At 68.7% G+C, this 20,369-nt stretch carries 28 protein-coding genes and 3 tRNA genes; 12 read left to right on the top strand and 19 right to left on the bottom strand.

Annotated features, from left to right (window positions below; genetic code table 11):
* Positions 1-104: 104 nt before the first annotated feature.
* Genes lipE through ACAG20_RS12430 form a run of 4 tightly spaced genes read right to left on the bottom strand, consistent with a single transcriptional unit; the run spans position 105 to position 3,396 of the window.
* Positions 105-1,343: a lipase LipE gene (gene lipE / locus ACAG20_RS12445; RefSeq protein ID WP_370492721.1), complete on the bottom strand. Its 1,239-nt coding sequence runs from the start codon at positions 1,341-1,343 to the stop codon at positions 105-107.
* Positions 1,344-1,379: 36 nt separating this feature from the next.
* Positions 1,380-2,252 carry an acyl-CoA thioesterase gene (locus ACAG20_RS12440; RefSeq protein ID WP_370492720.1) on the bottom strand — a complete coding sequence of 291 codons (873 nt, stop codon included), beginning with the start codon at positions 2,250-2,252 and terminating at the stop codon, positions 1,380-1,382.
* The gene (locus ACAG20_RS12435; protein ID WP_112686949.1) at positions 2,249-2,572 is read right to left on the bottom strand and encodes a multidrug efflux SMR transporter; all 324 of its coding nucleotides are present in this window, start codon (positions 2,570-2,572) and stop codon (positions 2,249-2,251) included. Before ACAG20_RS12435 ends, ACAG20_RS12440 begins: the two co-directional genes overlap by 4 nt.
* Complete coding sequence (locus ACAG20_RS12430) at positions 2,572-3,396, bottom strand: crotonase/enoyl-CoA hydratase family protein (protein WP_370492719.1); 825 nt, start codon at positions 3,394-3,396, stop codon at positions 2,572-2,574. Before ACAG20_RS12430 ends, ACAG20_RS12435 begins: the two co-directional genes overlap by 1 nt.
* 106 nt (positions 3,397-3,502) lie before the next feature.
* On the opposite strand from ACAG20_RS12430, the gene ACAG20_RS12425 reads away from it, so the two are divergent.
* Positions 3,503-4,480, top strand: a complete 978-nt coding sequence (locus ACAG20_RS12425) for a TerC/Alx family metal homeostasis membrane protein (RefSeq protein ID WP_370492718.1) — start codon at positions 3,503-3,505, stop codon at positions 4,478-4,480.
* A gap of 22 nt (positions 4,481-4,502) precedes the next feature.
* On the opposite strand, the gene ACAG20_RS12420 is transcribed toward ACAG20_RS12425, so the two are convergent.
* The 4 genes from ACAG20_RS12420 to hisC are packed head-to-tail and all read right to left on the bottom strand — an operon-like array spanning position 4,503 to position 6,685.
* Positions 4,503-4,691: a hypothetical protein gene (locus tag ACAG20_RS12420; RefSeq protein ID WP_112686955.1), complete on the bottom strand. Its 189-nt coding sequence runs from the start codon at positions 4,689-4,691 to the stop codon at positions 4,503-4,505.
* 42 nt (positions 4,692-4,733) lie between these two features.
* Positions 4,734-5,201, bottom strand: coding sequence for a DUF4334 domain-containing protein (locus ACAG20_RS12415; RefSeq protein WP_370492717.1), 468 nt, complete (start codon positions 5,199-5,201; stop codon positions 4,734-4,736).
* A gap of 12 nt (positions 5,202-5,213) precedes the next feature.
* Positions 5,214-5,627 (bottom strand): SRPBCC family protein, encoded by a 414-nt coding sequence (locus ACAG20_RS12410; protein WP_370492716.1) that lies wholly within the window; start codon positions 5,625-5,627, stop codon positions 5,214-5,216.
* An 11-nt stretch (positions 5,628-5,638) separates the two neighbouring features.
* The gene (gene hisC, locus ACAG20_RS12405; RefSeq protein WP_370492715.1) at positions 5,639-6,685 is read right to left on the bottom strand and encodes a histidinol-phosphate transaminase; all 1,047 of its coding nucleotides are present in this window, start codon (positions 6,683-6,685) and stop codon (positions 5,639-5,641) included.
* 77 nt (positions 6,686-6,762) lie between these two features.
* Here hisC and ACAG20_RS12400 point away from each other — a divergent pair.
* Together ACAG20_RS12400 and ACAG20_RS12395 are read left to right on the top strand one after the other, a co-directional pair.
* A tRNA-Ser gene (locus ACAG20_RS12400) sits at positions 6,763-6,854 on the top strand.
* Positions 6,855-6,889: 35 nt separating this feature from the next.
* Positions 6,890-6,962, top strand: a tRNA-Arg gene (locus ACAG20_RS12395).
* 92 nt (positions 6,963-7,054) lie between these two features.
* On the opposite strand, the gene ACAG20_RS12390 is transcribed toward ACAG20_RS12395, so the two are convergent.
* The 7 genes from ACAG20_RS12390 to ACAG20_RS12360 all read right to left on the bottom strand — a co-directional run bounded on the left by ACAG20_RS12390 (position 7,055) and on the right by ACAG20_RS12360 (position 12,333).
* Positions 7,055-7,783, bottom strand: coding sequence for a hypothetical protein (locus ACAG20_RS12390; RefSeq protein WP_370492714.1), 729 nt, complete (start codon positions 7,781-7,783; stop codon positions 7,055-7,057).
* Positions 7,780-8,520 (bottom strand): hypothetical protein, encoded by a 741-nt coding sequence (locus tag ACAG20_RS12385; RefSeq protein ID WP_370492713.1) that lies wholly within the window; start codon positions 8,518-8,520, stop codon positions 7,780-7,782. Before ACAG20_RS12385 ends, ACAG20_RS12390 begins: the two co-directional genes overlap by 4 nt.
* A gap of 6 nt (positions 8,521-8,526) precedes the next feature.
* The gene (locus ACAG20_RS12380) at positions 8,527-9,282 is read right to left on the bottom strand and encodes a hypothetical protein (RefSeq protein ID WP_370492712.1); all 756 of its coding nucleotides are present in this window, start codon (positions 9,280-9,282) and stop codon (positions 8,527-8,529) included.
* 28 nt (positions 9,283-9,310) lie between these two features.
* Entirely contained in the window at positions 9,311-9,619 is a 309-nt protein-coding gene (locus ACAG20_RS12375) for a hypothetical protein (RefSeq protein ID WP_370492711.1), read from the bottom strand.
* A gap of 77 nt (positions 9,620-9,696) precedes the next feature.
* Positions 9,697-10,959, bottom strand: a complete 1,263-nt coding sequence (locus tag ACAG20_RS12370; protein WP_370492710.1) for an amidohydrolase — start codon at positions 10,957-10,959, stop codon at positions 9,697-9,699.
* The gene (locus tag ACAG20_RS12365; protein WP_370492709.1) at positions 10,956-11,981 is read right to left on the bottom strand and encodes a phosphotransferase family protein; all 1,026 of its coding nucleotides are present in this window, start codon (positions 11,979-11,981) and stop codon (positions 10,956-10,958) included. The genes ACAG20_RS12370 and ACAG20_RS12365 overlap by 4 nt, the downstream gene beginning before the upstream one ends.
* A 7-nt stretch (positions 11,982-11,988) precedes the next feature.
* Positions 11,989-12,333, bottom strand: coding sequence for a nuclear transport factor 2 family protein (locus tag ACAG20_RS12360; protein ID WP_370492708.1), 345 nt, complete (start codon positions 12,331-12,333; stop codon positions 11,989-11,991).
* Positions 12,334-12,448: 115 nt separating this feature from the next.
* On the opposite strand from ACAG20_RS12360, the gene ACAG20_RS12355 reads away from it, so the two are divergent.
* The 5 genes from ACAG20_RS12355 (at position 12,449) to ACAG20_RS12335 (ending at position 15,847) form a co-directional block, all read left to right on the top strand.
* Positions 12,449-13,153 carry a response regulator transcription factor gene (locus tag ACAG20_RS12355; RefSeq protein WP_370492764.1) on the top strand — a complete coding sequence of 235 codons (705 nt, stop codon included), beginning with the start codon at positions 12,449-12,451 and terminating at the stop codon, positions 13,151-13,153.
* Positions 13,131-14,651 (top strand): sensor histidine kinase, encoded by a 1,521-nt coding sequence (locus ACAG20_RS12350; protein WP_370492707.1) that lies wholly within the window; start codon positions 13,131-13,133, stop codon positions 14,649-14,651. The genes ACAG20_RS12355 and ACAG20_RS12350 overlap by 23 nt, the downstream gene beginning before the upstream one ends.
* A gap of 180 nt (positions 14,652-14,831) precedes the next feature.
* Entirely contained in the window at positions 14,832-14,996 is a 165-nt protein-coding gene (locus ACAG20_RS12345; RefSeq protein ID WP_165825099.1) for a hypothetical protein, read from the top strand.
* 5 nt (positions 14,997-15,001) lie between these two features.
* Positions 15,002-15,145 (top strand): hypothetical protein, encoded by a 144-nt coding sequence (locus ACAG20_RS12340; protein ID WP_165825098.1) that lies wholly within the window; start codon positions 15,002-15,004, stop codon positions 15,143-15,145.
* A gap of 60 nt (positions 15,146-15,205) precedes the next feature.
* The gene (locus tag ACAG20_RS12335) at positions 15,206-15,847 is read left to right on the top strand and encodes a histidine phosphatase family protein (protein ID WP_112688766.1); all 642 of its coding nucleotides are present in this window, start codon (positions 15,206-15,208) and stop codon (positions 15,845-15,847) included.
* 7 nt (positions 15,848-15,854) lie between these two features.
* On the opposite strand, the gene ACAG20_RS12330 is transcribed toward ACAG20_RS12335, so the two are convergent.
* A complete protein-coding gene (locus ACAG20_RS12330) occupies positions 15,855-16,184 on the bottom strand; it encodes a lipopolysaccharide assembly LapA domain-containing protein (RefSeq protein ID WP_112688768.1) in 330 nt (109 codons plus the stop codon).
* A gap of 106 nt (positions 16,185-16,290) precedes the next feature.
* Here ACAG20_RS12330 and ACAG20_RS12325 point away from each other — a divergent pair, with 106 nt between their 5' ends.
* The gene (locus tag ACAG20_RS12325; protein ID WP_370492706.1) at positions 16,291-16,881 is read left to right on the top strand and encodes a putative glycolipid-binding domain-containing protein; all 591 of its coding nucleotides are present in this window, start codon (positions 16,291-16,293) and stop codon (positions 16,879-16,881) included.
* On the opposite strand, the gene ACAG20_RS12320 is transcribed toward ACAG20_RS12325, so the two are convergent.
* Positions 16,847-17,788, bottom strand: coding sequence for a prephenate dehydrogenase (locus ACAG20_RS12320; RefSeq protein WP_370492763.1), 942 nt, complete (start codon positions 17,786-17,788; stop codon positions 16,847-16,849). The genes ACAG20_RS12325 and ACAG20_RS12320 overlap by 35 nt on opposite strands.
* Positions 17,789-17,872: 84 nt before the next feature.
* Between ACAG20_RS12320 and ACAG20_RS12315 the strand changes: the two genes are divergently transcribed.
* From ACAG20_RS12315 to ACAG20_RS12305, 3 genes are all read left to right on the top strand, one after another.
* Entirely contained in the window at positions 17,873-18,394 is a 522-nt protein-coding gene (locus ACAG20_RS12315; protein WP_041319077.1) for a tRNA adenosine deaminase-associated protein, read from the top strand.
* Positions 18,391-18,858, top strand: coding sequence for a nucleoside deaminase (locus ACAG20_RS12310; protein WP_112688760.1), 468 nt, complete (start codon positions 18,391-18,393; stop codon positions 18,856-18,858). Before ACAG20_RS12315 ends, ACAG20_RS12310 begins: the two co-directional genes overlap by 4 nt.
* Before the next feature lie 29 nt (positions 18,859-18,887).
* Positions 18,888-18,978: transfer RNA gene (locus ACAG20_RS12305), tRNA-Ser, on the top strand.
* A gap of 174 nt (positions 18,979-19,152) precedes the next feature.
* Here the strand turns inward: ACAG20_RS12305 and ACAG20_RS12300 are convergent.
* On the bottom strand, positions 19,153-19,611 hold the full coding sequence (locus ACAG20_RS12300; RefSeq protein WP_370492705.1) for a nucleoside deaminase: 459 nt from the start codon (positions 19,609-19,611) through the stop codon (positions 19,153-19,155).
* A gap of 121 nt (positions 19,612-19,732) precedes the next feature.
* Positions 19,733-20,362, bottom strand: a complete 630-nt coding sequence (locus tag ACAG20_RS12295) for a DUF4333 domain-containing protein (protein ID WP_370492704.1) — start codon at positions 20,360-20,362, stop codon at positions 19,733-19,735.
* Positions 20,363-20,369 lie beyond the last annotated feature (7 nt).

The following is a 20,369-nucleotide window of genomic DNA, read 5'->3' as shown; positions in this document are numbered from 1 at the left end:
ACGCCCCGGGCGCATCCCACTCGCCGTTGACACTGCGCCCACGGCGCGGCCTACCCGCACTTGCTCGCCCTGGGCGCAGCGTCAACGAAGCTCTGGACGCAGCGTCAGCGAAGCCGCGGGATCTCGCCGGTGATCCGGTCCATCAGTGCGCGGTAGCGCTTGACCTCCGGGTCCTGGCCCGGCTTGCCGCTGGAGATCAACCCGGCCGAGAGCCCCCGCTCCGGGTCGGTCCAGATGGCGCAGTTGACCAGCCCGAGATGCCCGAACGCGGCAGGTGCGCCGCGGCCGAACGGCCCGAACCGCTTCGACCCCAGCATGAAACCGGTGCCCCAGCGCAACGGCGCCAGCCCGGTCGCCACATCCGGCCGCAGCCGGCGGCACTGCGCGGTGGCCGCGGCCATGGTCTCCGGCGAGAGCACCCGCACCCCGTCGAGTTCCCCGCCCCGGCGCCAGATCTCGGCGAACCGCGACAACTCGTCCGCGGTGGAGATGGTGTTGGATGACGGCACCACCGTGGTCAGAAAGAACGGACTGTTGGTGACCGGGATGATCTCGTACACCGATCCGCCGATCGCCTTGCGGAACACCGCTACCGCCGCACCGGTCGGCTGCTTTCCGGTGGCGTGGCTGGGTGCCACCAGCGTGATATCCTGCGGTGCAACACCGTAATTGGTCCACCGGAATCCCAGTGGTTCGAGGATCTCGGTCGCCAGCACCTCCCGGATGTCCTTGCCGGTGGCGGCGCGCACGATCTCGCGGGTCAACGGCCCCCAGGTCAGGGCGTGATACATGTGCATGAACCCCGGCGGGTAGATCAGCCGCAGGTTGGCCAGCTGTGCCTGGGCGTACTCGGGATCGTCGGCGCGGTTGAGGTCGGGTTTGGGTCCGGTGGCGAACGGCACACCGGCGCTGTGCGTCATCACGTGCCGGATGGTGGTGCGGGACTTGCCGTGTCGGCCGTAGTCGGGCAGGTAGTCGCTGACACGGTCATCCAGGCTGAACACGCCGCGCTCGGCGAGCATGTGCAGCACCGTGCTGGTGATCGCCTTGGCGGTCGAGTACACACAGAACGGGGTGTCCACACCCACCGGGATCAGTTCGGCATCGGCGGGATCGGACGGGCCGTTGCCCCACGCGTGCCCGATCGCGCGGTTGAGCACCACGCGGCCGTTGTGGCGCAGGCACAACTGGATGGCCGGATGCAGTCCGGCTTGATACCAGTGCCGGGCGCTCTGCCAGATCCGGTCCACGGCCGCCGGGTCGATACCCGAGTGATCCTCGTCGCCGATCGCGGTGACGGCATCGAGATCGTCGGGAACACGGATGGTGCCTTCGGGTGTCATGCCCGTCAGATTACGTGCGCCGGCCGCAATCGCTGCTCAGCGTCGCGGCCCCCTGCCGAAGTACAGTTCCTGCGTGGCAACGCAGACCAGCTGTCCCGCCCGGTTATACATCGTGGAGGTCGCCAGCCCGCGCCCGGCGACGCCGCTGGGTGAGAACTGGTCCGACAGCACCCAATCGGACAGCTCCACGGGCCGCTGAAACCACAGTGCATGATCGATCAGCGCATTGAACGCGCTGGCTACCGTGGCTCGCCGCATGGTCACCGCGGTCTCGACCATCTTGGTGCCCGACAAGTAGGTCAGCAGTGCACTGTGCAGTGCGGGGTCGGCCGGAACCGGCTCGGAAGGCTTCCACCACAACCTGATTCGCGGTGACGGCTCGGGAGTTTCCAGGGCCAGCCGGGGTGGTGGGTCGATATAGCGCTGGTCGAACGGGTGCGGCTGGACCCAGTAGCCGCCCAGCTCGCCGGCGTAGTCCGCCAGTTGCTGCTGCAATGTCGGCAGCGATTCCGGGTCGGGTACATCCGGCATCGACTGCTGATACGACGGCGCGTCGACGTCGGCGCTGAATGAGGACAGCACCTCCAGCAGGATCTGGCCGTCCTGGCGGGCGGTGACCTGCCGGGTGGACAGCGTGCCGCCGTCGCGCGCCACCTCGACGTGCAGGTCGACCGGGCGGCGGGCGTCCCCGGCCCGCACGTAGTAGGCGTGCATGCTGTGCGGCACGCGCCCCGGCGCGGTGCGGGCCGCCGCCATCAGCGCCTGGCCGGCGATGTGCCCGCCGACGATGTGATGCTGCGGGTTGTCGAGTTGGGTGGCCAGGAAGTGCTCGTCGTCGATGCGGTCGACGTCGAGCGTGGCGACGACGTCGGCCAGCGCGGGCTGGCGGTGAGTCAGCTCGGAGGTCATGCGTGCGCCCCGTATTCCAGCAAGAACACCCCGGCCCCGATCAGCACCACCCCGCCGGCCATCACCGCCGTGAACGGGTCATCGAACAGAAATCTCGCCAGCACCGCCGTCAGCGCCACCCCGACCCCCGACCACACCCCGTAGGCCACCCCGACCGGGATGCCCCGCTTCAGCACGACCGCCAGCAACGCAAACGACAGCAGGTAGCCGACCACCACCGGGACCGCCCAGCCGAGCCGGCTGAACCCGTCGGAGGCCCGCAACGACAGCGTCCCGGCGACCTCGAATCCGATGGCCCCCAGCAGCAGCACCCAGGCCATCACTCGCCGGTGAACTCGGGCTTGCGTTTGCCCATGATGGCGCCGATGCCCTCCATCAGGTCCTTGGACGCCAAGAAGGCCGAGTTCCACGCCGCGACGTAGCGCAGGCTGGCCGCCACCCGGTCGGTGCGCTGCTGGTCGAGCACGTCTTTGACCCCGGCGACGGTCAGCGGCGGGTTGGCGGCGATCTCGGCCGCGGTGGCGTGCGCGGCCGCCAGGCACGCCTCGGCATCCGCATAGACGTCGTTGACCAGGCCGATCTTCTCCGCCCGGGCCGCGTCGATGTCCTTGCCGGTCAGCGCCAGCTCCCGCAGGTGCCCGTCGGACAGGATCAGCGGCAGCCGGGCCAGGCTGCCGACGTCGGCGACGATGGCCAGCTTGACCTCGCGCACGCTGAACTTGGCGTCGGCCGAGGCGTAGCGGATGTCGACCGCGGAGATCAGGTCGACCCCACCGCCGATGCACCAGCCCTGCACCGCGGCGATCGTCGGGGTGCGGCAGTCGGCGACGGCGCTGATCGCGGCCTGCATGCTTTGCAGTTCGCGGTGGAAGTCCGCCCGCGGCCGGGCCAGTGCCCCTTCGGCCAGCATCGGGGTCATGGTGCCGCCCATCGCGGCCAGGTCCAGCCCGTAGCTGAAGTTCTTGCCGGACCCGGTCAGCACGATCGCCCGCACGTCACGGTCGGCGTCCAGCTCGGTGAACACCACCGGCAGCTCCGACCAGAACGCCGGACCCATCGCGTTGCCCTTGCCCGGCCCGATCAGCGTGACCTGGGCGACGTGCTCGGAGATCTCGACGGTGACGGATTCATAGGTCTCGGCCATACCCCAGACGGTAGCGTGCGAGCGGCGCCGCCGGTTGAGCGCATTCACCGGCCGGCAACCTGTGCGCCAGCCCGGTGTCGCCGAACGTGGCTACCGTGGTCAGGACATGCACACTTCGGGGTGGTTATGGGGGCTGACGATCGTCGGCCTGGTCGGATTGCTCACGTTCGACTACGTGTTCCACGTCCGCAGGGCCCATATCCCGACGCTGCGAGAAGCTGCCGGCTGGTCCGCCGGCTACGTCGGCGTGGCGGTGCTGTTCGGGTTCGGAATGCTGATCTTCGGCGGCGTGGACGCGGGTTCGGAGTACTTCGCCGGCTACATGACCGAGAAGGCGCTGTCCGTCGACAACCTGTTCGTGTTCCTGGTCATCATGGCCAGCTTCCGGGTGCCTCGAGCCGACCAGCAGAAGGTGCTGCTGTTCGGGATCGTCATGGCTTTGGCCGCGCGGACCGCTTTCATCTTGCTCGGTGCCGCGCTGATCAACCGTTTCGCCTGGGTGTTCTACTTCTTCGGCCTGTTCCTCCTGTTGGCGGCGGGCAACATGCTCAGGTCGGGCCGCAAAGAGGAGGCCCACCGAACCCCCGATGTCATCGTCGGGCTGGCGAAGAAGGTGGTGCCCACCACCGCGCGTTATGACGGCGACCGGTTGTTCACCCGGATCGGCGGGCGCTGGGTAATCACCCCGATGCTGCTGGTCATGCTGGCGATCGCCGGCACCGATGTGCTGTTCGCGCTGGACTCGATCCCGGCGATCTTCGGCCTGACGCAGAACCCGTACATCGTGTTCACCGCTACGGCGTTTTCGCTGCTGGGTCTGCGGCAGCTCTACTTCCTGATCGACGGCCTGCTCGACCGGCTGGTGTACCTGTCGCACGGCCTGTCGGTGATCCTCGGCTTCATCGGCATCAAGCTGATCATGCACGCGATGCACGAACAGGGCGTTGGCGGCATCGAGATCGGCACCGGGACCTCGCTGCTGGTGATCGTCGGCGTGCTCGCCGCCACGATCATCGCCTCACTGCGGCACCGCCGACACGCAGCAGTTAGCGAGCCCGAGCCCGAGCTCGCGCTGCACCGCTGATCGCGGTCAGCCCGCCGGTGGCCTAAGAGCGGTCGCCTTCGGTGCTGTCGAAAAACCGCCACTGGCCGTCGAGGTCGACCTCCATCCGCCAACCCAGTTCGGTGTTGTCGGCCTTGACGTCGACGAACCAGGCGTGCGCGTCGTCGGCGCTGGCGATGTCCTTGGTGCCCACGACCTCGCCGTGCGGGTTCAGTACTCGGTAGGTAGACATGCCTCGGAGGGTTCCCGCCCGCCGGGGCGACCAATCGTGGCTTTAGACCCGCTCGAGGTAGAAGTAGAAGTAGCGGCCGTCATCGAGCACGCCCTTGCCGTTCATGATGCCGAACACGGTGTCGTCGTCGACCCGCTTGAAGTGGTCGTGGGTGGGCTGGCCGTCGTAGACCATGGTGGCCACCACCTCGCCGCGGAACTCCTCGGCCCACAGGCTGGCCTCGCCCTTGCCGAGCTTGGTGTTGGAGAACTTGTTGCCGTCCTCATCCAGGCAGACCAGCGGCTGCACGTCGGTGATCGAATTGAACGTCTTGCCGAACCAGCGGGCCTTCTCCAACAACCCGTTCATCTTGTGGCCGGTGACGAACTCGCCGCCGCGCCACTCGCCGATCAGCTGATCGAGGGTGGCCGGGGGCAGCGCCGCCCAGAACTCGTCCAGTTCGGCATCCGCGATGGTGTCGGTGCGCTCCTTGAACGCGGTGAACGTCTTGCGGGCCAGGTCCTCATTCATGCGTCTAACTCCTCATCCAGCCTTCTTGACGGCCCGCTTGAGCCCGAACAGCAACACGTTGGCCAATACCGAGGCCACCCCGGGCAGGCCGTTGTCGGCGCTGACGGTGTAGCTGATCTGGGTGCCGGAACCCTCGGGGCGCAGCACCACGTCGCCGACGTAGTTGCGGAACGGGATGCCCGACACCCCCCGGTAGGTCAGCCGGTGGTCGGGATCGAACACGGTGATCTCCTCCACCAGGGGTGCCATCCCCGGCACCGCCTGGATGCGCCGCTGGGCGCCGACGCCGTTGGGCTCGGGGGCCCCGGGCCGGACCACGGTGATCTTCAGACCGGGAGCCCAGGAGGACATGCCCTCGTAGTCGGAGAGCACCTCCCACACCCGGGATGCGGGCGCGGCGACAGTGGCGGTTGCGGTGGCGTGCATAGATCTCCTCGTCAGATCCAGTCCTGAGCGAACCGTAACAGCGCGTCGTTCTCCTCCGGCGCGCCGATGGTCACCCGGACCCCGTCTTGGCCGTAGGGGCGTACCACGATGCGGGCGTCCGCGGCGGCGGCCACGAAGTCCGCGGTGCGCGCCGCCAGCGGCAGCCACACGAAGTTGGCCTGCGAATCCGGCAGCTCGAACCCGGCGTCACGCAGCGCCGCGGCGACCCGGGCCCGCTCGGCGACCACCGCGTCGGTGCGGGCCAGCAGTTCGTCACCGGCGTCCATCGAGGCGATCCCGGCGACCTGCGCCACGCTGGACACGGTGAACGGCACGTAGACCTTGCCCAGTGCGGTGATGATCTCCGGATCACCGACCGCATAGCCCAGCCGCAGGCCCGCCAGCCCGTAGGCCTTGGAAAAGGTTCGCAGCACAACCACATTGGGGTGGTCGCGGGCCAGGCCCAGGCTGTCGGGCGCCAGGCCGTCACGGATGTACTCCACGTACGCCTCGTCGATGGCGACCAGGATGTGCGGCGGCACCGCCGCCACGAACCGCGCCAGCGCGTCGGGGTGCACGACGGTGGAGGTGGGGTTGTTCGGATTGCAGATGAAGATCAGCCGGGTGCGCTCGGTGATGGCGGCCAGCATCGCGTCCAGGTCATAGGTGTGATCACGCAGCGGCACCTGTACGGGGACGGCGCCGGCGGTGCGCACCTGCAACGGGTAGATCTCGAAGCTGCGCCAGCCGAACACCACCTCGTCGCCGGCGCCGGAGCTGATCTGGATGAGTTGCTGGCACAGGCTCACCGACCCGCAGCCGGCCGCCACCTGCTCGGGGGCGAAGCCGACGTGGCTGGCCAGCCGGGCGCGCAGCGTCGCGTAGCCGTTGTCCGGGTAGCGGTTGATGCCGGCCAGGGCGGCCTCGACGGCCTTGACCACGCTGGGCAGCGGCTCCAGCACCGTCTCGTTGCTGGCCAGCTTGATCGATCCGGGTACCGTCTTGCCCTCGACGTAGGCCGGCAGTGCGGCGATCTCGGGGCGCAGGCGGACGGTCACGGACCACAGCATATGTGGGCCGTATGAACCGCGGTTTAGAAGCTCGGGCATCGATCCGGTACCCTCGACAAGTTCGAGGAGGCGTGCCAGAGCGGCCGAATGGGACTCACTGCTAATGAGTTGTCCCCTTAACGGGGGACCGGAGGTTCAAATCCTCTCGCCTCCGCCACGGCCGGGCTTGCTCGACCGAACAATTGAAGACAGGCGCCCGTAGCTCAACGGATAGAGCATCTGACTACGGATCAGAAGGTTGGGGGTTCGAATCCCTTCGGGCGCACTCATTTTCCTCCGTTGACGCTGCGGCTACGGCGAGAAAGCGCCGGTAGCCACCGCCCTGAGTGCAGCGTCAACCCGACGAGCGCCCCCCGATCATCTCGGCGCGGAGGCGCCCGGCGAGAACCAGGCCTGCTTGGCCTGCCAGGATCGCGCCAGCCCGTAGGCGAAGATCATCACCGATAGGCAGATGCAGCCCCAGATCGCCGGCCCGGCATAGCCGCCGGCCCAGATCGAGACGATCGCGATCAGGCATGCCACCACCGTCAACGACATCGACGCCAGGTACAGGTTGACCGTGGTCCTTGCGCGGGGATCGTGGCGTAGCGCCAGCATCAGCCGGCCGACGTAGGCGCTCAAGTAGAGCACGATCCAGCACGCGGCCACCTCGTAGGCGGTCAGCCACCAGCCGTTGCCGGCCAGGTTGGCGAACATGTCGGGCTCATGGCCCCGCTCGAGCTTGATGAAGGTGACCAGCAGCACCGCGATGCCCACCCCCAGCGGCAGCTGGAGGTGTTTACGCATGAGCGGCCGCACCTGGTCGGGATCGGCGAGTCGCACCATCATGTGGTAGATGTTCGCGATCACCGCCATGATCAGGACGAGGCTGCCGAGCAGGTGCTGGACGTTCCACAGCCCCAGCCAGTGGTACAGCCGCGGCCCCAGTTCGGCGCCGGCCCACGGCGACAGCAACACCAGTGCGCATCCCTCCGTCGCGATGGCGAAGGTGGCGGCGGCCTCCCACCGGGACCACCAGGTGTCGCGACGAACCCACAGGCTGTACAGGATCACCGCCAGTGTGGCGGTGATGAACGCCGACGTCATTGCGCGCCGATCGCCGTGCCGCCCCCCGAGGTGAACCATGCGCTTTTGGCCTGCCACGATCGCGCCGACCCGAACGCGAAGGTTCCCACCGACAAGCAGATGCAGGCCCAGATCGCCGGACCGGCATCGGCACGGCCGCCCCATGCCGCACCGACCACGATCAGACAGGCCGCGGTGGCGAATGTCATCGACACCAGGTAGAGGTCGATGGTGGACTTGGCCCGCGGATCCTTCCGCAGCATCAGCATCAGCCGGCTGACGTAGCCGCTGAGGTAGATCACCAGGGCGGAGCCCACCAGTTTGTAGACGGTCAGCCAGGGATCATTGCTTGCGGCGGCGAACATGTCCGGGTGGTACTCCTGGTCGGCGAGCAGATACGAGGGTGCCATCAGCCCGATGCCGAGCAGCACCGGCGGCATCAGGTGGCGGCGCATGATCGAGCGCACCTGATCGGGATCGGCGAGTCGCACCAGCATGTGATACACGTTCGCACTGACAGCCACGATCAGGCAGAAGTGGCCGAGCATCTGCTGAACATTCCACGTCCCCAGAACGCGGTACAGCACCGGCCCGAAGACGGGGGCGCCCCACGGCGACATCAACAGCAGCGCAGCGCCTTCCAGCACCAGTGCGAGCGAGGCGGCGATCTCCCACCGCGACCACCAGGTATCGCGACGTATCCAAGAGCTGTAAGCGATGAGCGCCAACGTGGCGGCGATGAATCCCGACGTCATCACACGCTCTCACGAAAGCGCCGGCGGCGGGTTGGGCTCCTTGACCGGTCGAGTGCGGGCAGCGAACCACGCCGCCTTCGCCTGCCATGAGCGGGCAGAGCCGTAGGCGAAGATGACCACCGAGATGCATGCGCACGGCCAGACCAGTGGGCTGGCATCGGCGTTGGTCCACGTGGTGCTCAGCTGGGCGACCAGGCCGGCCACTGCAAACGCCGCCGAGGCGGTGTAGAGCTCCACGGTCTCCCGGGCCCGGGGATCGGATCGCACCATCAGCAGCAGCCGTGTCGCGTAGCCGGAGAGGTAGATCAGCATTCCGCAGAACAGCAGCCAGTAGATCTCGGACCAGGCGCCGGTGTCGTTGCCGGTCGACAGACCGTCCGGGCGGTAATCGGCGTCGGCGACCACGAAGGCCGCCACCAACGCCACCAGACCGAACCGCACGGGCCGTGCCACGTGTCGGCGGAACAACGGCCGGACCCGGCCGAAGTCCGCCAGCCGGGGCAGCACGTGATAGATGTTGGCCGCGATCGCCACGATGAAGCAGATGTGGCCGACCAACTGCTGGACGTTCCATATCCGGGTGACGCTGTGCATCGTCGGGCCGAGCACTGCCGATGCCCACGGTGACATCAGCACCACTGCGCAGACCTCCAGCGCGATCGCCAGAGTGATGCCGATCTCCCAGCGCGACCACCAGGTTTCGCGGCGCACCCATAGGCTGTAGAACCCCACCAGCACGGTGGCACCGATGAAGGCCGACGTCATGCGTCGACGGTACTTCCTGTGGTTCCGCTTAGACCGGCGGTTTGTCCAGATCCGCCTTGAGATCACCGAGGCGCAGCGGCCGCGACGACGAGTCCAGATATTCGGTGACGGCATCATGCTCGATCAATCCGAACCGGACTTGCAGGTCAACGGGGTTCAACCCGAAGTACCTGGCAACCCGAATCAGATTGTCGGCACTGATGAGCCGGCCCTCATGCGCCGCCTTGTAGTAGGCCGACTTGCGGTAACCGAATGCCTCGTAGACCTCGGTCGCGCCAAGCGGCCTGCCGACAAGGTAGGGCAGCACCACGGTTGGGTCTTTGTGACGATCGTCCACAGCAATAAACCTTAGCTCGTATTCGTAGACTGCACAACCACTCGATCATAACGGAAGTACGGAAACTGTCGCAGAACCTAACCCGTCGCCAGTAGCTCGAGCATCGCCCGGCTCGCGATCCGGGCGCCCACCGGGATCGCGGCGAGGTCGACGACATAATCGGGCGAGTGCGGGGTGTAGGGGAACAGCTGACCGCGCGCGGCCGCCTCGGCGTACACCTGCGGATCGGCGACACCCACCATCAAGTAGGCCAGCGGCACGTCGCGGTGCGGCCCCTTGAGCAGGTGGCAGTCTTCCGATGCCGAGACCGCGGGCAGCTCGGTGATGATGTTGTGCTCTCCGAGCGCACCGCGCAGGGCGGCGGCCAGCCGGCCGGTCAGATCCGCGTCGTTGACCAGCGGGGTGGAACCGCCGCCCATGGTGATGACGGGCAGCAGCGCGTCGGGCAAGCCGAAGCTGTGCGCGAGGCCCTCGCTGATCGCCCGGATCCCGCTGAGCAGTTGCTCGCGAACCTCCGGGTTGTACCAGCGCAGGTTGACCAACAGCCGCGCCTGGTCCGGGATGACGTTATAGGTGGTGCCGGCCTGCACCGAGCCGACGGTGAGCACGGCGCCCTCGCTCGGGGCGATGCTGCGGCTGATGATGCCCTGGAACTGCACGACGGCCTGGGCGGCCATCAACACGGGGTCCTTGGCCAGTTGCGGCAGCGACCCGTGTCCGCCGACGCCGTGGAACACGATCTCGAGCTGGTCGGTGCCGGCCATCCGCTCACCGCCCGCGGCGGCCACCATGCCCACCGGGACCGGCGCCGTGTGCAGGGCGATGAACGAGTCCGGAGGCGGGGCCACGTCGTAGAGGCCGTCGTCGACCATGGCCGCCGCGCCGGCGATCAACTCCTCGGCCGGCTGACCGATCAGCACCGCGGTTCCCGACCAGGAGCCGGTGGTCTCGGCCAGCACCTTGGCCATCCCCAGCATCCAGGTCACGTGCGCGTCGTGGCCGCACATGTGCCCCAGCGAGGGGTCGCTGCTGGCGTAGTCCAGGCCGGTGGCCTCCGGCACCCGCAGCGCGTCCATGTCGGCGCGGTACATCACCACCGGCCCCGGGCCGGGGCCGTTGGCCAGCACGGCCACCACGCCGGTCCGGCCGATGCCGGTGGTCACCGTGAATCCGAGGTTGCCCAGCGCCTGCGCGACGATCCGCGCGGTGCGCACCTCTTCGAAGCCCAACTCGGGGTTGCGGTGCAGGTCCTTGAAGATGTCGACCAGCCGGCGGGTGTCGGCCTGAACAATCCTGTCGATCTCGTCGATCGCGTCGCTCCCGTCGAGGTGATCCGTCATGTCTTGCTCGCTATCAGGGCCTGCGCCCGCTCGAACAGCCACACCGCGGCCTCGTGCAATTGGTCGCCGACCTCCTGCTGCGCCTTGCCCGCCGACGCCCGCGCCAGCGTTCCCTCGATCACGATGGCCAACTTGAAACTGGCCATCACCTCATACCAGCCGATGTGCGACAGGTCGCGGGAGCTGCCCTTGGCGTACCGCTGCACCAGATCGTCGGTGGAGGCCAGGCCGTCCATCCCGGTCAGGGTGTGGCTGAACACGCTGGATCCGTCGTCCTGGCGCCAGGTGGCCAGCAGCCAGCCCAGGTCCAGCAGCGGATCCCCGATCGTCGACATCTCCCAGTCCACGATCGCCGCGACCTCCGGCCCGGTGGGGGAGAACAGCACGTTGGCCGCGTGGTAGTCGCCGTGCAGGATGCCGGGCTGCCACGACGCCGGCACATTGCGCTGCAGCCAGTCGGCGACCTCGTCGAGGCCGGGCAGCTCGGGCCCGGGGTAGTTCTCGAACTGCCGGTAGGAGTCCAGCTCGGAAAGCCACCGCGGCACTTGGCGTTCCAGGAAGCCGTCCGGCTTTCCGTAGTCGGCCAGCCCCACCGCGACATGGTCGACCGCGCCGAGCTTGGCCAGCGCGTCGGCCATCGACAGCCCCATCTCGTAGCGCACCGCGGGGTCGTTGGCGTGCAACTCGGGCAGCTCGCCGCTGGCGTTGAACCCGTCGATCGGCTCCATCAGGTAGAACACCGCGTCACCGAGCACCGCGGGGTCGTCGCAGACCGCGATCAACCCCGGGTGGGGCACGTCGGTGTCGGCCAGCGCGGCCAGCACCCGGGTCTCCCGCAGCATTACGTCATTGCTGCGCGGTCGCAGGTGCAGCGGCCCGCGTCGCAGCACATAGCTTCGGCCCGAGCGGGTGAAACGCAACATCACGTTCTGGGTGCCGCCGGACAGTTCCGTGACGTCGGACAGCGGGCCTTCGCCGAGCTGCCGGTCGGACATCCACTGCGCTACCGGTGCCAGATCCATGCGGTGTTCAGCCCTTGGGGCGTGCCAGCTGGGAGATGGTCTGCACCCGGATCGAGTCGTCGCCGAACACGAAAGTGTCCACGCCGTCGACCTGGAACCCCGGCGAATCCAGCGTCCACTCCAGCAGCAGGATCTCGTCGTGGTAGGTCTTCGACTTGATGTCGAACACCGCGGAGGCCAGCGCGTCCGAGAGCTGGCTGAACGCCGCCCTGATGCCGTCGAGGCCCGTTGCGACGCCGGCGGCGGTGATCAGCACCGAGTCGTCGGTGTAGTCGATCAGCAAGTCGTCGACGTCGCGGGTGAGTAGTGCGTGGAGGTGGTGGTCGAAGATCTCCTGCGGGGTGCGGGCCATGCACCGACGATATCGGTTCACAGCGCCGCCATAGTGTCGATACAGGCAAGACCCATCGCCGGCGACATACTGGAACGCGATGACTGCGCCACGGGGATCGGTGGAACGTGTCGTGATGGCGCGCGCCGACGGTAAGCCCATCACCGTGCTGGTGGTGGACGACGAGACGGTGCTCGCGGAGATGGTGTCGATGGCACTGCGCTACGAGGGCTGGACCACCGCGACCGCGGGCGACGGCACCTCGGCGATCGCCGCGGCCAAAGCCGAACGCCCCGACGTGGTGGTGCTCGACGTGATGCTGCCGGACATGAGCGGGCTGGACGTCCTGCGCAAACTGCGGGAGATCAACCCGCGGTTGCCCGTACTGTTCCTGACCGCCAAGGACGCGCTGGAGGACCGCATCGCCGGGCTGACCGCCGGCGGCGACGACTACGTCACCAAGCCGTTCAGCATCGAAGAGGTGGTGTTGCGGTTGCGGGCGCTGCTGCGGCGCACCGGGGTCAGCACCGCCGAGGCCGGGGCGCAGATCGTGGTCGGCGACCTGGTGCTCGACGAGGACTCCCACGAGGTGACGCGCGGCGGGGACCCGATCACCCTGACCTCCACCGAATTCGAGCTGCTGCGCTACCTGATGCACAACGCCAGGCGGGTGCTGTCCAAGGCGCAGATCCTGGATCGGGTATGGGATTACGACTTCGGCGGCCGGGCCAACATCGTCGAGCTCTATATCTCCTATCTGCGCAAGAAGATCGACAACGGTCGAGAGCCGATGATCCACACGCTGCGCGGCGCCGGGTATGTCCTCAAGCCGGCCGGCTGAATCGCTGCGCGCCGATACCCGCCGCAGCTGGTCGCTGCGGGCGCGACTGCTCGCGGGCCAGGTCGCGCTGCTCACCGTGGCCTGCCTCGGTATCGGCGCCGTGACCGAGTTGGCGCTCTATCAGTACCTGGTCAGCCAACTCGACCATCAACTGTCTGACGCCGCGCGCCGTTCGGCGCGGCTGCACGGCCAGCCGCCGGCACCGCCCGGGCACCGACCCCGCCATCGACCGCGGCCGGGGCCGGGGCCGGACTTCCTCGACGCTCCCGGCCAGCCGGTCGGCATGGTCGGCGCGGTGGCGGACTCGGCGGACGGTGAGGACCGGATCACCGACGCCGGCTGTCTGAGCACCTCCGGTTCGCGTGAGGAGCTGAGTGTTTCGGCGACAACGCAATTGGCCGGTATCGTCGCTGAGCCGGCGCCGGTCACCCGGCGGCTCGACGGTGTCGGCCGCTACCGGTTGGTGGCGACGAACGCCCGCCACGGTGGGGAGACGATCATCATCGGGCTGCCGCTGGCGGCCGTGGACGCCACCATGGTGCGGGTGCTGCTGATCTTCGGGTTGGTCACCCTGGTGGCGGTGGCCGCCGCGGCCACGGCCGGCAGTGTCGTCACCCGGCGGGCGCTGGCCCCGCTGCGTCGCGTCGCGCAGACCGCCGGCGAAGTCGCCGACCTGCCGTTGGACCGCGGGGAGGCGACGCTGCCGGTGCGGGTCGCCGAGTCCGACACCAACCCGCGCACCGAGGTCGGCCAACTGGGCGCCGCGGTCAACCGGATGCTCGACCACATCGCCGCGGCGTTGGCGAACCGGCAGGCCAGCGAGACCAGGGTGCGCCAGTTCGTCGCGGACGCCAGCCATGAGCTGCGCACCCCGCTGACCGCGATCCGCGGTTACACCGAGTTGGCGCAACGGATCCCGGTGGCCGACGGCGTCGACTCCGAATCGTTGGCGCACGCCCTGAGCCGGGTGCAGTCCGAGACCCAGCGGATGACCCAGCTGGTCGAGGATCTGCTGCTGCTGGCCCGGCTCGATTCCGGGCGGCCGCTCGAACATGAGCCGGTGGACCTGTCGCGGCTGGCGGTCGACGCGGTCAGCGACGCTCATGTCGGCGGCCCGGATCACCAGTGGGAACTCGACCTGCCCGAGGAGCCGGTGACGGTGCCCGGCGATCCGGCCCGGCTGCATCAGGTGCTGACCAACCTGCTCGCCAACGCCCGGGTGCACACCGCCGCCGGAACCGTGGTGACCACCCGACTCGGTGTCGACGGCGCCGAGGCGGTGCTCAGCGTGACCGACGACGGTCCGGGCATCCCGGCGGAATTTCAGCCGGAGATCTTCGAACGGTTCGCCCGGGGTGACACCTCCCGGTCCCGCAAGGGCGGCAGCACCGGGCTCGGGCTGGCGATCGCCTCGGCGGTGGTCCGCGCGCACCGTGGGACCATCGCGGTGACCAGCAGACCCGGCCACACCGAGTTCACCGTCCGCCTCCCGCTGTAGTCAGTGCGCCCCCTCCACCCCCTCCACCCCCTCCACCCCATCCACCCCCTCCACCCCCTCCACCCCCTCCACCCCCCGCGAGCGTGCGTGTTTGCCCGGCAACACGCCGCGGTTTGACGTACAACTGCGCACCCTCGCCCCGCGGGTTTGCCCCCGCCGCCCGCCGGGTAGGCGACGCAGATGAATCCCGAGCTGCCCCCCGAACCGGGGACGCCGAAAGAGCCGCCGCCTCGGCGGGTGCCCGAGGACCCGCCCGAACGGCTGGTCCCCGCGGACCCGCCCGAACGGCTGGCCCCCGAAGAGACACCGGAGCGGCTGGTGCCCGAAGACCCACCGGAGGAGTGAGACCCGTGCGTGCGGAAGAAGGCGACGAATCCATTCAGGATTACGCCCAGGAGGCGCAGCAGACGCAGGACAGGGTGGCTCCTCGCTCTTGGCCGACCCGGCTGCTCGACGCGCTGGGCGCGCTGAACCCGTTCAAGCGGCGCAGCTAGACACCGCTAGCGCCCTCGCGACGCCGCCGCCTCGTGACCGGCGCCACCTAGGATGGCAGCGTGCAATTGCTGCTTATCCGTCACGCGCTCCCGCTGCGCAGCGAATACGGCCAGGGGTCGGACCCCGAGCTGTCCGAGATCGGACTCGAGCAGGCGCTGCGCCTGCCCGATGCGCTGCAGCGCTACCCGATCACCAGGCTGGTCAGCAGCCCGCAGCGCAGGGCCGTGCAGACCGCTGAACCGCTGGCCCGTCGGCGCGCCATGGCCATCGACATCGATGAGCGGTTCGCCGAGTACGACCGGGACATGGCCGGCTATCTGCCCATCGAGCAGTTGCGCACCGAGCGCCCGCAGGACTGGGCCCGGATGTCGCAGGGTCACCTACCCGGCGACGTCGACGAGAGCGCGTTCTGTGCCCGGGTGGCCGCCGCTGTCACCGACGTGGTGGCCGCCGCCGACGCCGACGACACCGTGGCGGTGTTCAGCCACGGCGGCGTGATCAACGTGGTGCTGCACCAGATCCTGGGCACCGCGCGGCTGCTGTCGTTCCCGATCGACTACGTGTCGGTGACCCGGCTGTTGTATTCGCGGTCCGGGCAGGCCGCGGTGGCATCCACCAACGGCACCGAACATGTTTGGGACCTGCTGCCACGCAACCAATCCCGGCTGCCCGGCAACGACGCCGCCGAAGCAACGGGTTAGTTGCCGGCTACCGCCGGGCGGCGAGCGACTTCTTGGCGGCGCGCCGCAACTGGAAGATGCGTGCCGTGCCGGCCAGCGCGGTGACCAGTCCGCCGCAGACGGCCGCCAGCAGGATCGCCACCCCCAGCGGCAGACTCCACTGCCACGCCAGGAATCGCAGGTCGACCGGATCGGTGTTCTGGGTGACGAACACCAACAGCACGATCAGCACCAGGAAACCGGCGATCAGGGCGCTCCACAGTGCCCCGGCGCGGGTGAACGGCATCGCAGCACCTGGCGGAGGTGCACCGGGTTCACCCGGAGATGGGTCGACTGGCACGGTGTGGTCGCTGCTCATGGTTTCCATCTTGCCGGTTCTGAAACGGTTATGACCGTGTTCTGGGCAGTTTCCGAATAGGGGGTGTGAGGCTGCGGATCGCCGACCGGTCGCTTACGGTAGTCCGGTGAGCGCAGCCCCGTCCGGCTCGTGGCCGGCGATCCTGACCTGGCGGGCGCCCGACGCCCCGCGTATGGAATCGGTGCGGGTGCAGCTGTCCGGTAACCGCATCAAGGCCAACGGCCGGATCGTGGCGGGTGCCACCGACGCCCATCCGGCCTTCAGCGCCTACTACGACCTGGCGACCGACGAGTCCGGAGCCACCAAACGGCTGGGAGTCACCGTCACAGTGGCCGAACGTGACCGCCAGCTGGTGATCGCCCGCGATGAAGAGAACATGTGGCTGATCACCGACTCCCGCGGGCAGTCACGCGCCGCCTACGACGGGGCGTTGGACATCGACGTGGTGTTCAGCCCGTTCTTCAACACCTTGCCGATCCGGCGGGCCCGGCTGCACGAGCGGGCGGCCGCCGTGGCGCTCCCGACGGTCTATCTGTGGCTTCCGGAGATGTCGGTGGTCGCGGCCGAGGCCAGCTACCGCAGCACCGAGGCCGGTATCACGATCCTGACCCCGGGCACCGACCGCGACGGCACCACCATCACCGTCGACGAGGACGGGTTCGTCATCGACTATCCAGGGTTGGCAACGCGGATCTGATCACCCCGCCGGCCCGGCCCGCCGCGGCCAGCTCCCGGCGCCAGTCATTCGCCCCGACCACGACGGTGACGATCTCGTGGCGCGGGAAGTTGTCGTAGCGGGTCCGGGCGGCATGGCCATGGTTGACCAGCTCGGCCACCGAGTCCGCGGCGGACAGCGAATCCCGCGCGTCACCCAGCAGTTCGATGACCCGGTCCAGCGCCGGCAGCAGGTGCAGCCAGTTCGCCTCACACATCGCCCGCACCAGCTCCGGGGCCGTCCCGGCGACCCGGGTGCCGTCCCGGAACGATCCCGCCGCCAGCGCGAACGCCAGCGGCACGTCGGCGGCGGTGACCGCCAGCGCCTCGGCCAGCAGGTGCGGCAGGTGTGAGATCGCTGCCGCCGCCGCGTCGTGCTCTTCGGAGCGGGCCGGCACCGCGATCGAGCCGCAGTCCAGGATCAGGTCGAGCACTTCTGCGAACACCGCCGGGTCGACGTGGTCATCGACACTGATCACCCACGGCGCGCCCTCGAACAACCCGGCGTGCCCGGCCGGCCAGCCCGAGTGGGCGGTGCCGGCCATCGGGTGTCCGCCGACGAAGCGGTGCTGCAGCCCGGCGGCGGTGACGGCGTCGAGCACCGACGCCTTGACGCTGGTGACGTCGGTCAGCGGGCACTCGGGGGCGAGCCGACGGATGTGGTCGAGCAACGCCGGCAGCGCCGGCACCGGGACGGCGAGCACGATCAGCGCGCCGGATTCCGCCGCCCGGGTCAGCGCCGTCTCCAGCTCGGTGGTGGCGTCGAAGCCGTCGGCGATCGCGGCGTTCATCCCATCGGCCGACCGGTTGTAACCGAACGCCTCCCGGCCGGCGGCCGCGGCGGCGCGCAGCACCGAGCCGCCGATCAGGCCCAGCCCCAATACACACACCGGAGTTTTCACTGCACTTGCCACCACCTCTCCAGGTTGGCACACGCTGGTCAAGGGCGTGAACGGCGACTACCGTTGGCGGCCATGGGAGCACAGGGCGCGTCCACACAGGGCCGGCCGGCGGACACGCTGGACGGCTTCGGTGTCGCTGTTGTGCGCGAAGACGGCAAGTGGCGTTGCACGTCGATGCGTGCGGTGGCGTTGACCAGCCTTACCAAGGCGGAGACGGAGCTGCGTGAACTACGCAGCGCCGGAGCGGTTTTCGGACTTCTCAACGTCGACGACGAATTCTTCGTGATCATCCGGCCCGGCCCGGCGGGCACCCGGTTGCTGCTGTCGGATGCCACGGCCGCACTCGACTATGACATCGCCGACGAGGTGCTCGAGGAGCTCGACGCCGACATCGACGCCGACGACCTGGAGGATGCCGACCCGTTCGAAGAGGGCGATCTGGGCCTGCTGTCCGACATCGGGCTGCCCGCCGCGGTGCTCGGCGTCATCCTCGACGAATCCGATCTGGCCGTCGATGAGCAACTGCACCGGATCGCCAGCGAGATGGGCTTCGACGAGCAGCTCACCGCGGCGCTGCCGCGACGCGGTCGGTGACCGGCCCGGCCGCAGATGAGGACCTGATCCGCGCGGCATTGGCGGCTGCCGGACAGGCCGGTCCCCGCGACGTCCCGGTGGGCGCGGTGGTGGTCGGTCCCGACGGCACCGTGCTGGCCCGAGCGGCCAACGCCCGCGAAGCCCTCGGGGACCCGACCGCCCACGCCGAACTGCTGGCGATCCGGGAGGCCGCCGCGGTGCTGGGCGACGGCTGGCGGCTGACCGGCGCCACGCTGGCCGTCACCCTGGAGCCGTGCACCATGTGCGCGGGAGCGCTGGTGGCCGCCCGGGTGGCGCGACTGGTGTTCGGGGCCTTCGAACCCAAGACCGGGGCGGTCGGCTCACTGTGGGACGTGGTGCGCGACCGCCGCCTCAACCACCGCCCGGAAGTGCGCGGCGGCGTGCTGGCGGCCGAGTGCGCCGCACCACTGGAGGCGTTCTTCGCCCGGCAGCGATTGGGCTGACGGGACCGTCGTTCGGTAGGCTGTCCCGCGGTGGCGTGTCCGAGCGGCCTAAGGAGCACGCCTCGAAAGCGTGTGAGGGGTAACCCCCCTCCGAGGGTTCAAATCCCTCCGCCACCGCCAAACCAACCCGCCAGCGGGCGTGGCTGTCCGCGACATGCCGGGGGCCGGGCATACCAGCGCGCACGCTCGGGTGCGCGCTGTCGTGATGACAATGGCGGCTCTTGAGGCGAGGATTGAGGCCAGGTCGTGCGGATAGCGGGGTGGCGACCGTCGAACTCTCCTCGCCGGTTTCCGTCACGACGGGATTCCGATGTCTTCATTCCAGACATCTGGATGCGTGCCGATAAATTCACGCATCAGTTCAATACATTCGACGTCGTCGAGTATATTTACCTCGACGCCATTCGCGCGTAGCAGGTCGATTTCTCCGGGAAATGTCTTGGATTCCCCGACCACTACTCTCGGTATTTTGTACAGCAACAGGGCGCCGGTGCACATGATGCATGGTGCGAGTGTCGTGTACATGGTCAAACTCTGGTAGTCGCGACGCCGTCCCGCGTTACGCAGGCATGACATCTCACCGTGTGCGATGGGGTCGCCCGTCTGGACGCGCAGATTGTGGCCACGGCCGACGATCGTGCCGGCTGAATTAACCAGAACGGCCCCAATCGGGATACCGGAATTGGCGAACGACTCTCGCGCCTCTTTGATCGCAGCTGAAAGCAACAGGGCATGGTTGGCGTGGTGGGACACGTAGCGATGGTAGTTCGGATGAATGCCTGACATGGACAACTTGTGCGCTCGTCGCTCGAATAAACTGCCGAATGTCCGGTCGAGCCCCGGAGGCTCGGTAGTCACCGCTCCGGGTCAGCCCTCACCGCGGCCGATCGACCTCGTAGGTCCCCGCGTCGTCGGCGAACTCCGCCAGCACCTGGCGCTGGACGCCGTCGACGATGACCGTGCAGGTGAAACTTCCGCCCTTGCGCACCCTGGGGTTGACGCCGTTGTTGCAGCGGACGTCGGTCACGTCGTCGCGCCCGTAGCCGTTGACCGGATCGGTGAGCACCCGCCAGACACCGTCTTGGGCGTGGCCGACATCGAGTTCGACCGGCCCGGAGTCGGCGACACCGCGCAGCACCAATGTCACCAGCATGGCCAGCACGAGTGTTCCGGCGACGGCCGCCGCGGCCAACAGCATCCGATTCGACGGCTGTTGCGGCCCAGCCTTTTTCGCCGAAGACCGCGGCGAATACGGCGGCGATGCCGATGTGGGCGGAATCGGCGGGCGCGGGCCGGGGGCGGGCTGCCGCGGCGGAACCCGCGGCGGCTGCGCCGGGGGACGGCGCAACTCCAGATACCAGGGCTGCTGCGGGGGCGGCGGCGCCGGCCGGCGCGGGGGTGGCGACGCTGGACGCTGCGGCTGCGCGGGTGGGCGCTGCGGCTGGCGCGGCACCGGCCTGGTCCGCCGTTCTGCCGGATCGCGTGGGTCCTCTCGACGGTTCATCGCGCCA

Origin of the sequence: Mycobacterium sp. pW045 (assembly GCF_041287085.1) — a bacterium.
Classification (GTDB): domain Bacteria; phylum Actinomycetota; class Actinomycetes; order Mycobacteriales; family Mycobacteriaceae; genus Mycobacterium; species Mycobacterium algericum_A.
Note: the sequence above shows the minus strand (reverse complement) of the source record. Positions and strands in the feature narration are given on the sequence as shown.

Bases quoted from the DNA above. Each gene is read 5' to 3' on its own strand.
- lipE (WP_370492721.1), bottom strand. From the start codon at position 1,343: ATGACACCCGAAGGCACCATCCGTGTTCCCGACGATCTCGATGCCGTC.
- ACAG20_RS12430 (WP_370492719.1), bottom strand. From the start codon at position 3,396: ATGGCCGAGACCTATGAATCCGTCACCGTCGAGATCTCCGAGCACGTC.
- ACAG20_RS12355 (WP_370492764.1), top strand. From the start codon at position 12,449: ATGGCGCGCGCCGACGGTAAGCCCATCACCGTGCTGGTGGTGGACGAC.
- ACAG20_RS12360 (WP_370492708.1), bottom strand. From the start codon at position 12,333: ATGGCCCGCACCCCGCAGGAGATCTTCGACCACCACCTCCACGCACTA.
- ACAG20_RS12345 (WP_165825099.1), top strand. From the start codon at position 14,832: ATGAATCCCGAGCTGCCCCCCGAACCGGGGACGCCGAAAGAGCCGCCG.
- ACAG20_RS12315 (WP_041319077.1), top strand. From the start codon at position 17,873: ATGGGAGCACAGGGCGCGTCCACACAGGGCCGGCCGGCGGACACGCTG.
- ACAG20_RS12295 (WP_370492704.1), bottom strand. From the start codon at position 20,362: ATGAACCGTCGAGAGGACCCACGCGATCCGGCAGAACGGCGGACCAGG.
- ACAG20_RS12425 (WP_370492718.1), top strand. From the start codon at position 3,503: ATGCACACTTCGGGGTGGTTATGGGGGCTGACGATCGTCGGCCTGGTC.
- ACAG20_RS12330 (WP_112688768.1), bottom strand. From the start codon at position 16,184: ATGAGCAGCGACCACACCGTGCCAGTCGACCCATCTCCGGGTGAACCC.
- ACAG20_RS12410 (WP_370492716.1), bottom strand. From the start codon at position 5,627: ATGCACGCCACCGCAACCGCCACTGTCGCCGCGCCCGCATCCCGGGTG.
- ACAG20_RS12365 (WP_370492709.1), bottom strand. From the start codon at position 11,981: ATGGATCTGGCACCGGTAGCGCAGTGGATGTCCGACCGGCAGCTCGGC.
- ACAG20_RS12435 (WP_112686949.1), bottom strand. From the start codon at position 2,572: ATGGCCTGGGTGCTGCTGCTGGGGGCCATCGGATTCGAGGTCGCCGGG.
- ACAG20_RS12350 (WP_370492707.1), top strand. From the start codon at position 13,131: ATGTCCTCAAGCCGGCCGGCTGAATCGCTGCGCGCCGATACCCGCCGC.
- ACAG20_RS12420 (WP_112686955.1), bottom strand. From the start codon at position 4,691: ATGTCTACCTACCGAGTACTGAACCCGCACGGCGAGGTCGTGGGCACC.
- ACAG20_RS12440 (WP_370492720.1), bottom strand. From the start codon at position 2,252: ATGACCTCCGAGCTGACTCACCGCCAGCCCGCGCTGGCCGACGTCGTC.
- ACAG20_RS12380 (WP_370492712.1), bottom strand. From the start codon at position 9,282: ATGACGTCGGCCTTCATCGGTGCCACCGTGCTGGTGGGGTTCTACAGC.
- ACAG20_RS12390 (WP_370492714.1), bottom strand. From the start codon at position 7,783: ATGACGTCGGCGTTCATCACCGCCACACTGGCGGTGATCCTGTACAGC.
- ACAG20_RS12415 (WP_370492717.1), bottom strand. From the start codon at position 5,201: ATGAATGAGGACCTGGCCCGCAAGACGTTCACCGCGTTCAAGGAGCGC.
- ACAG20_RS12370 (WP_370492710.1), bottom strand. From the start codon at position 10,959: ATGACGGATCACCTCGACGGGAGCGACGCGATCGACGAGATCGACAGG.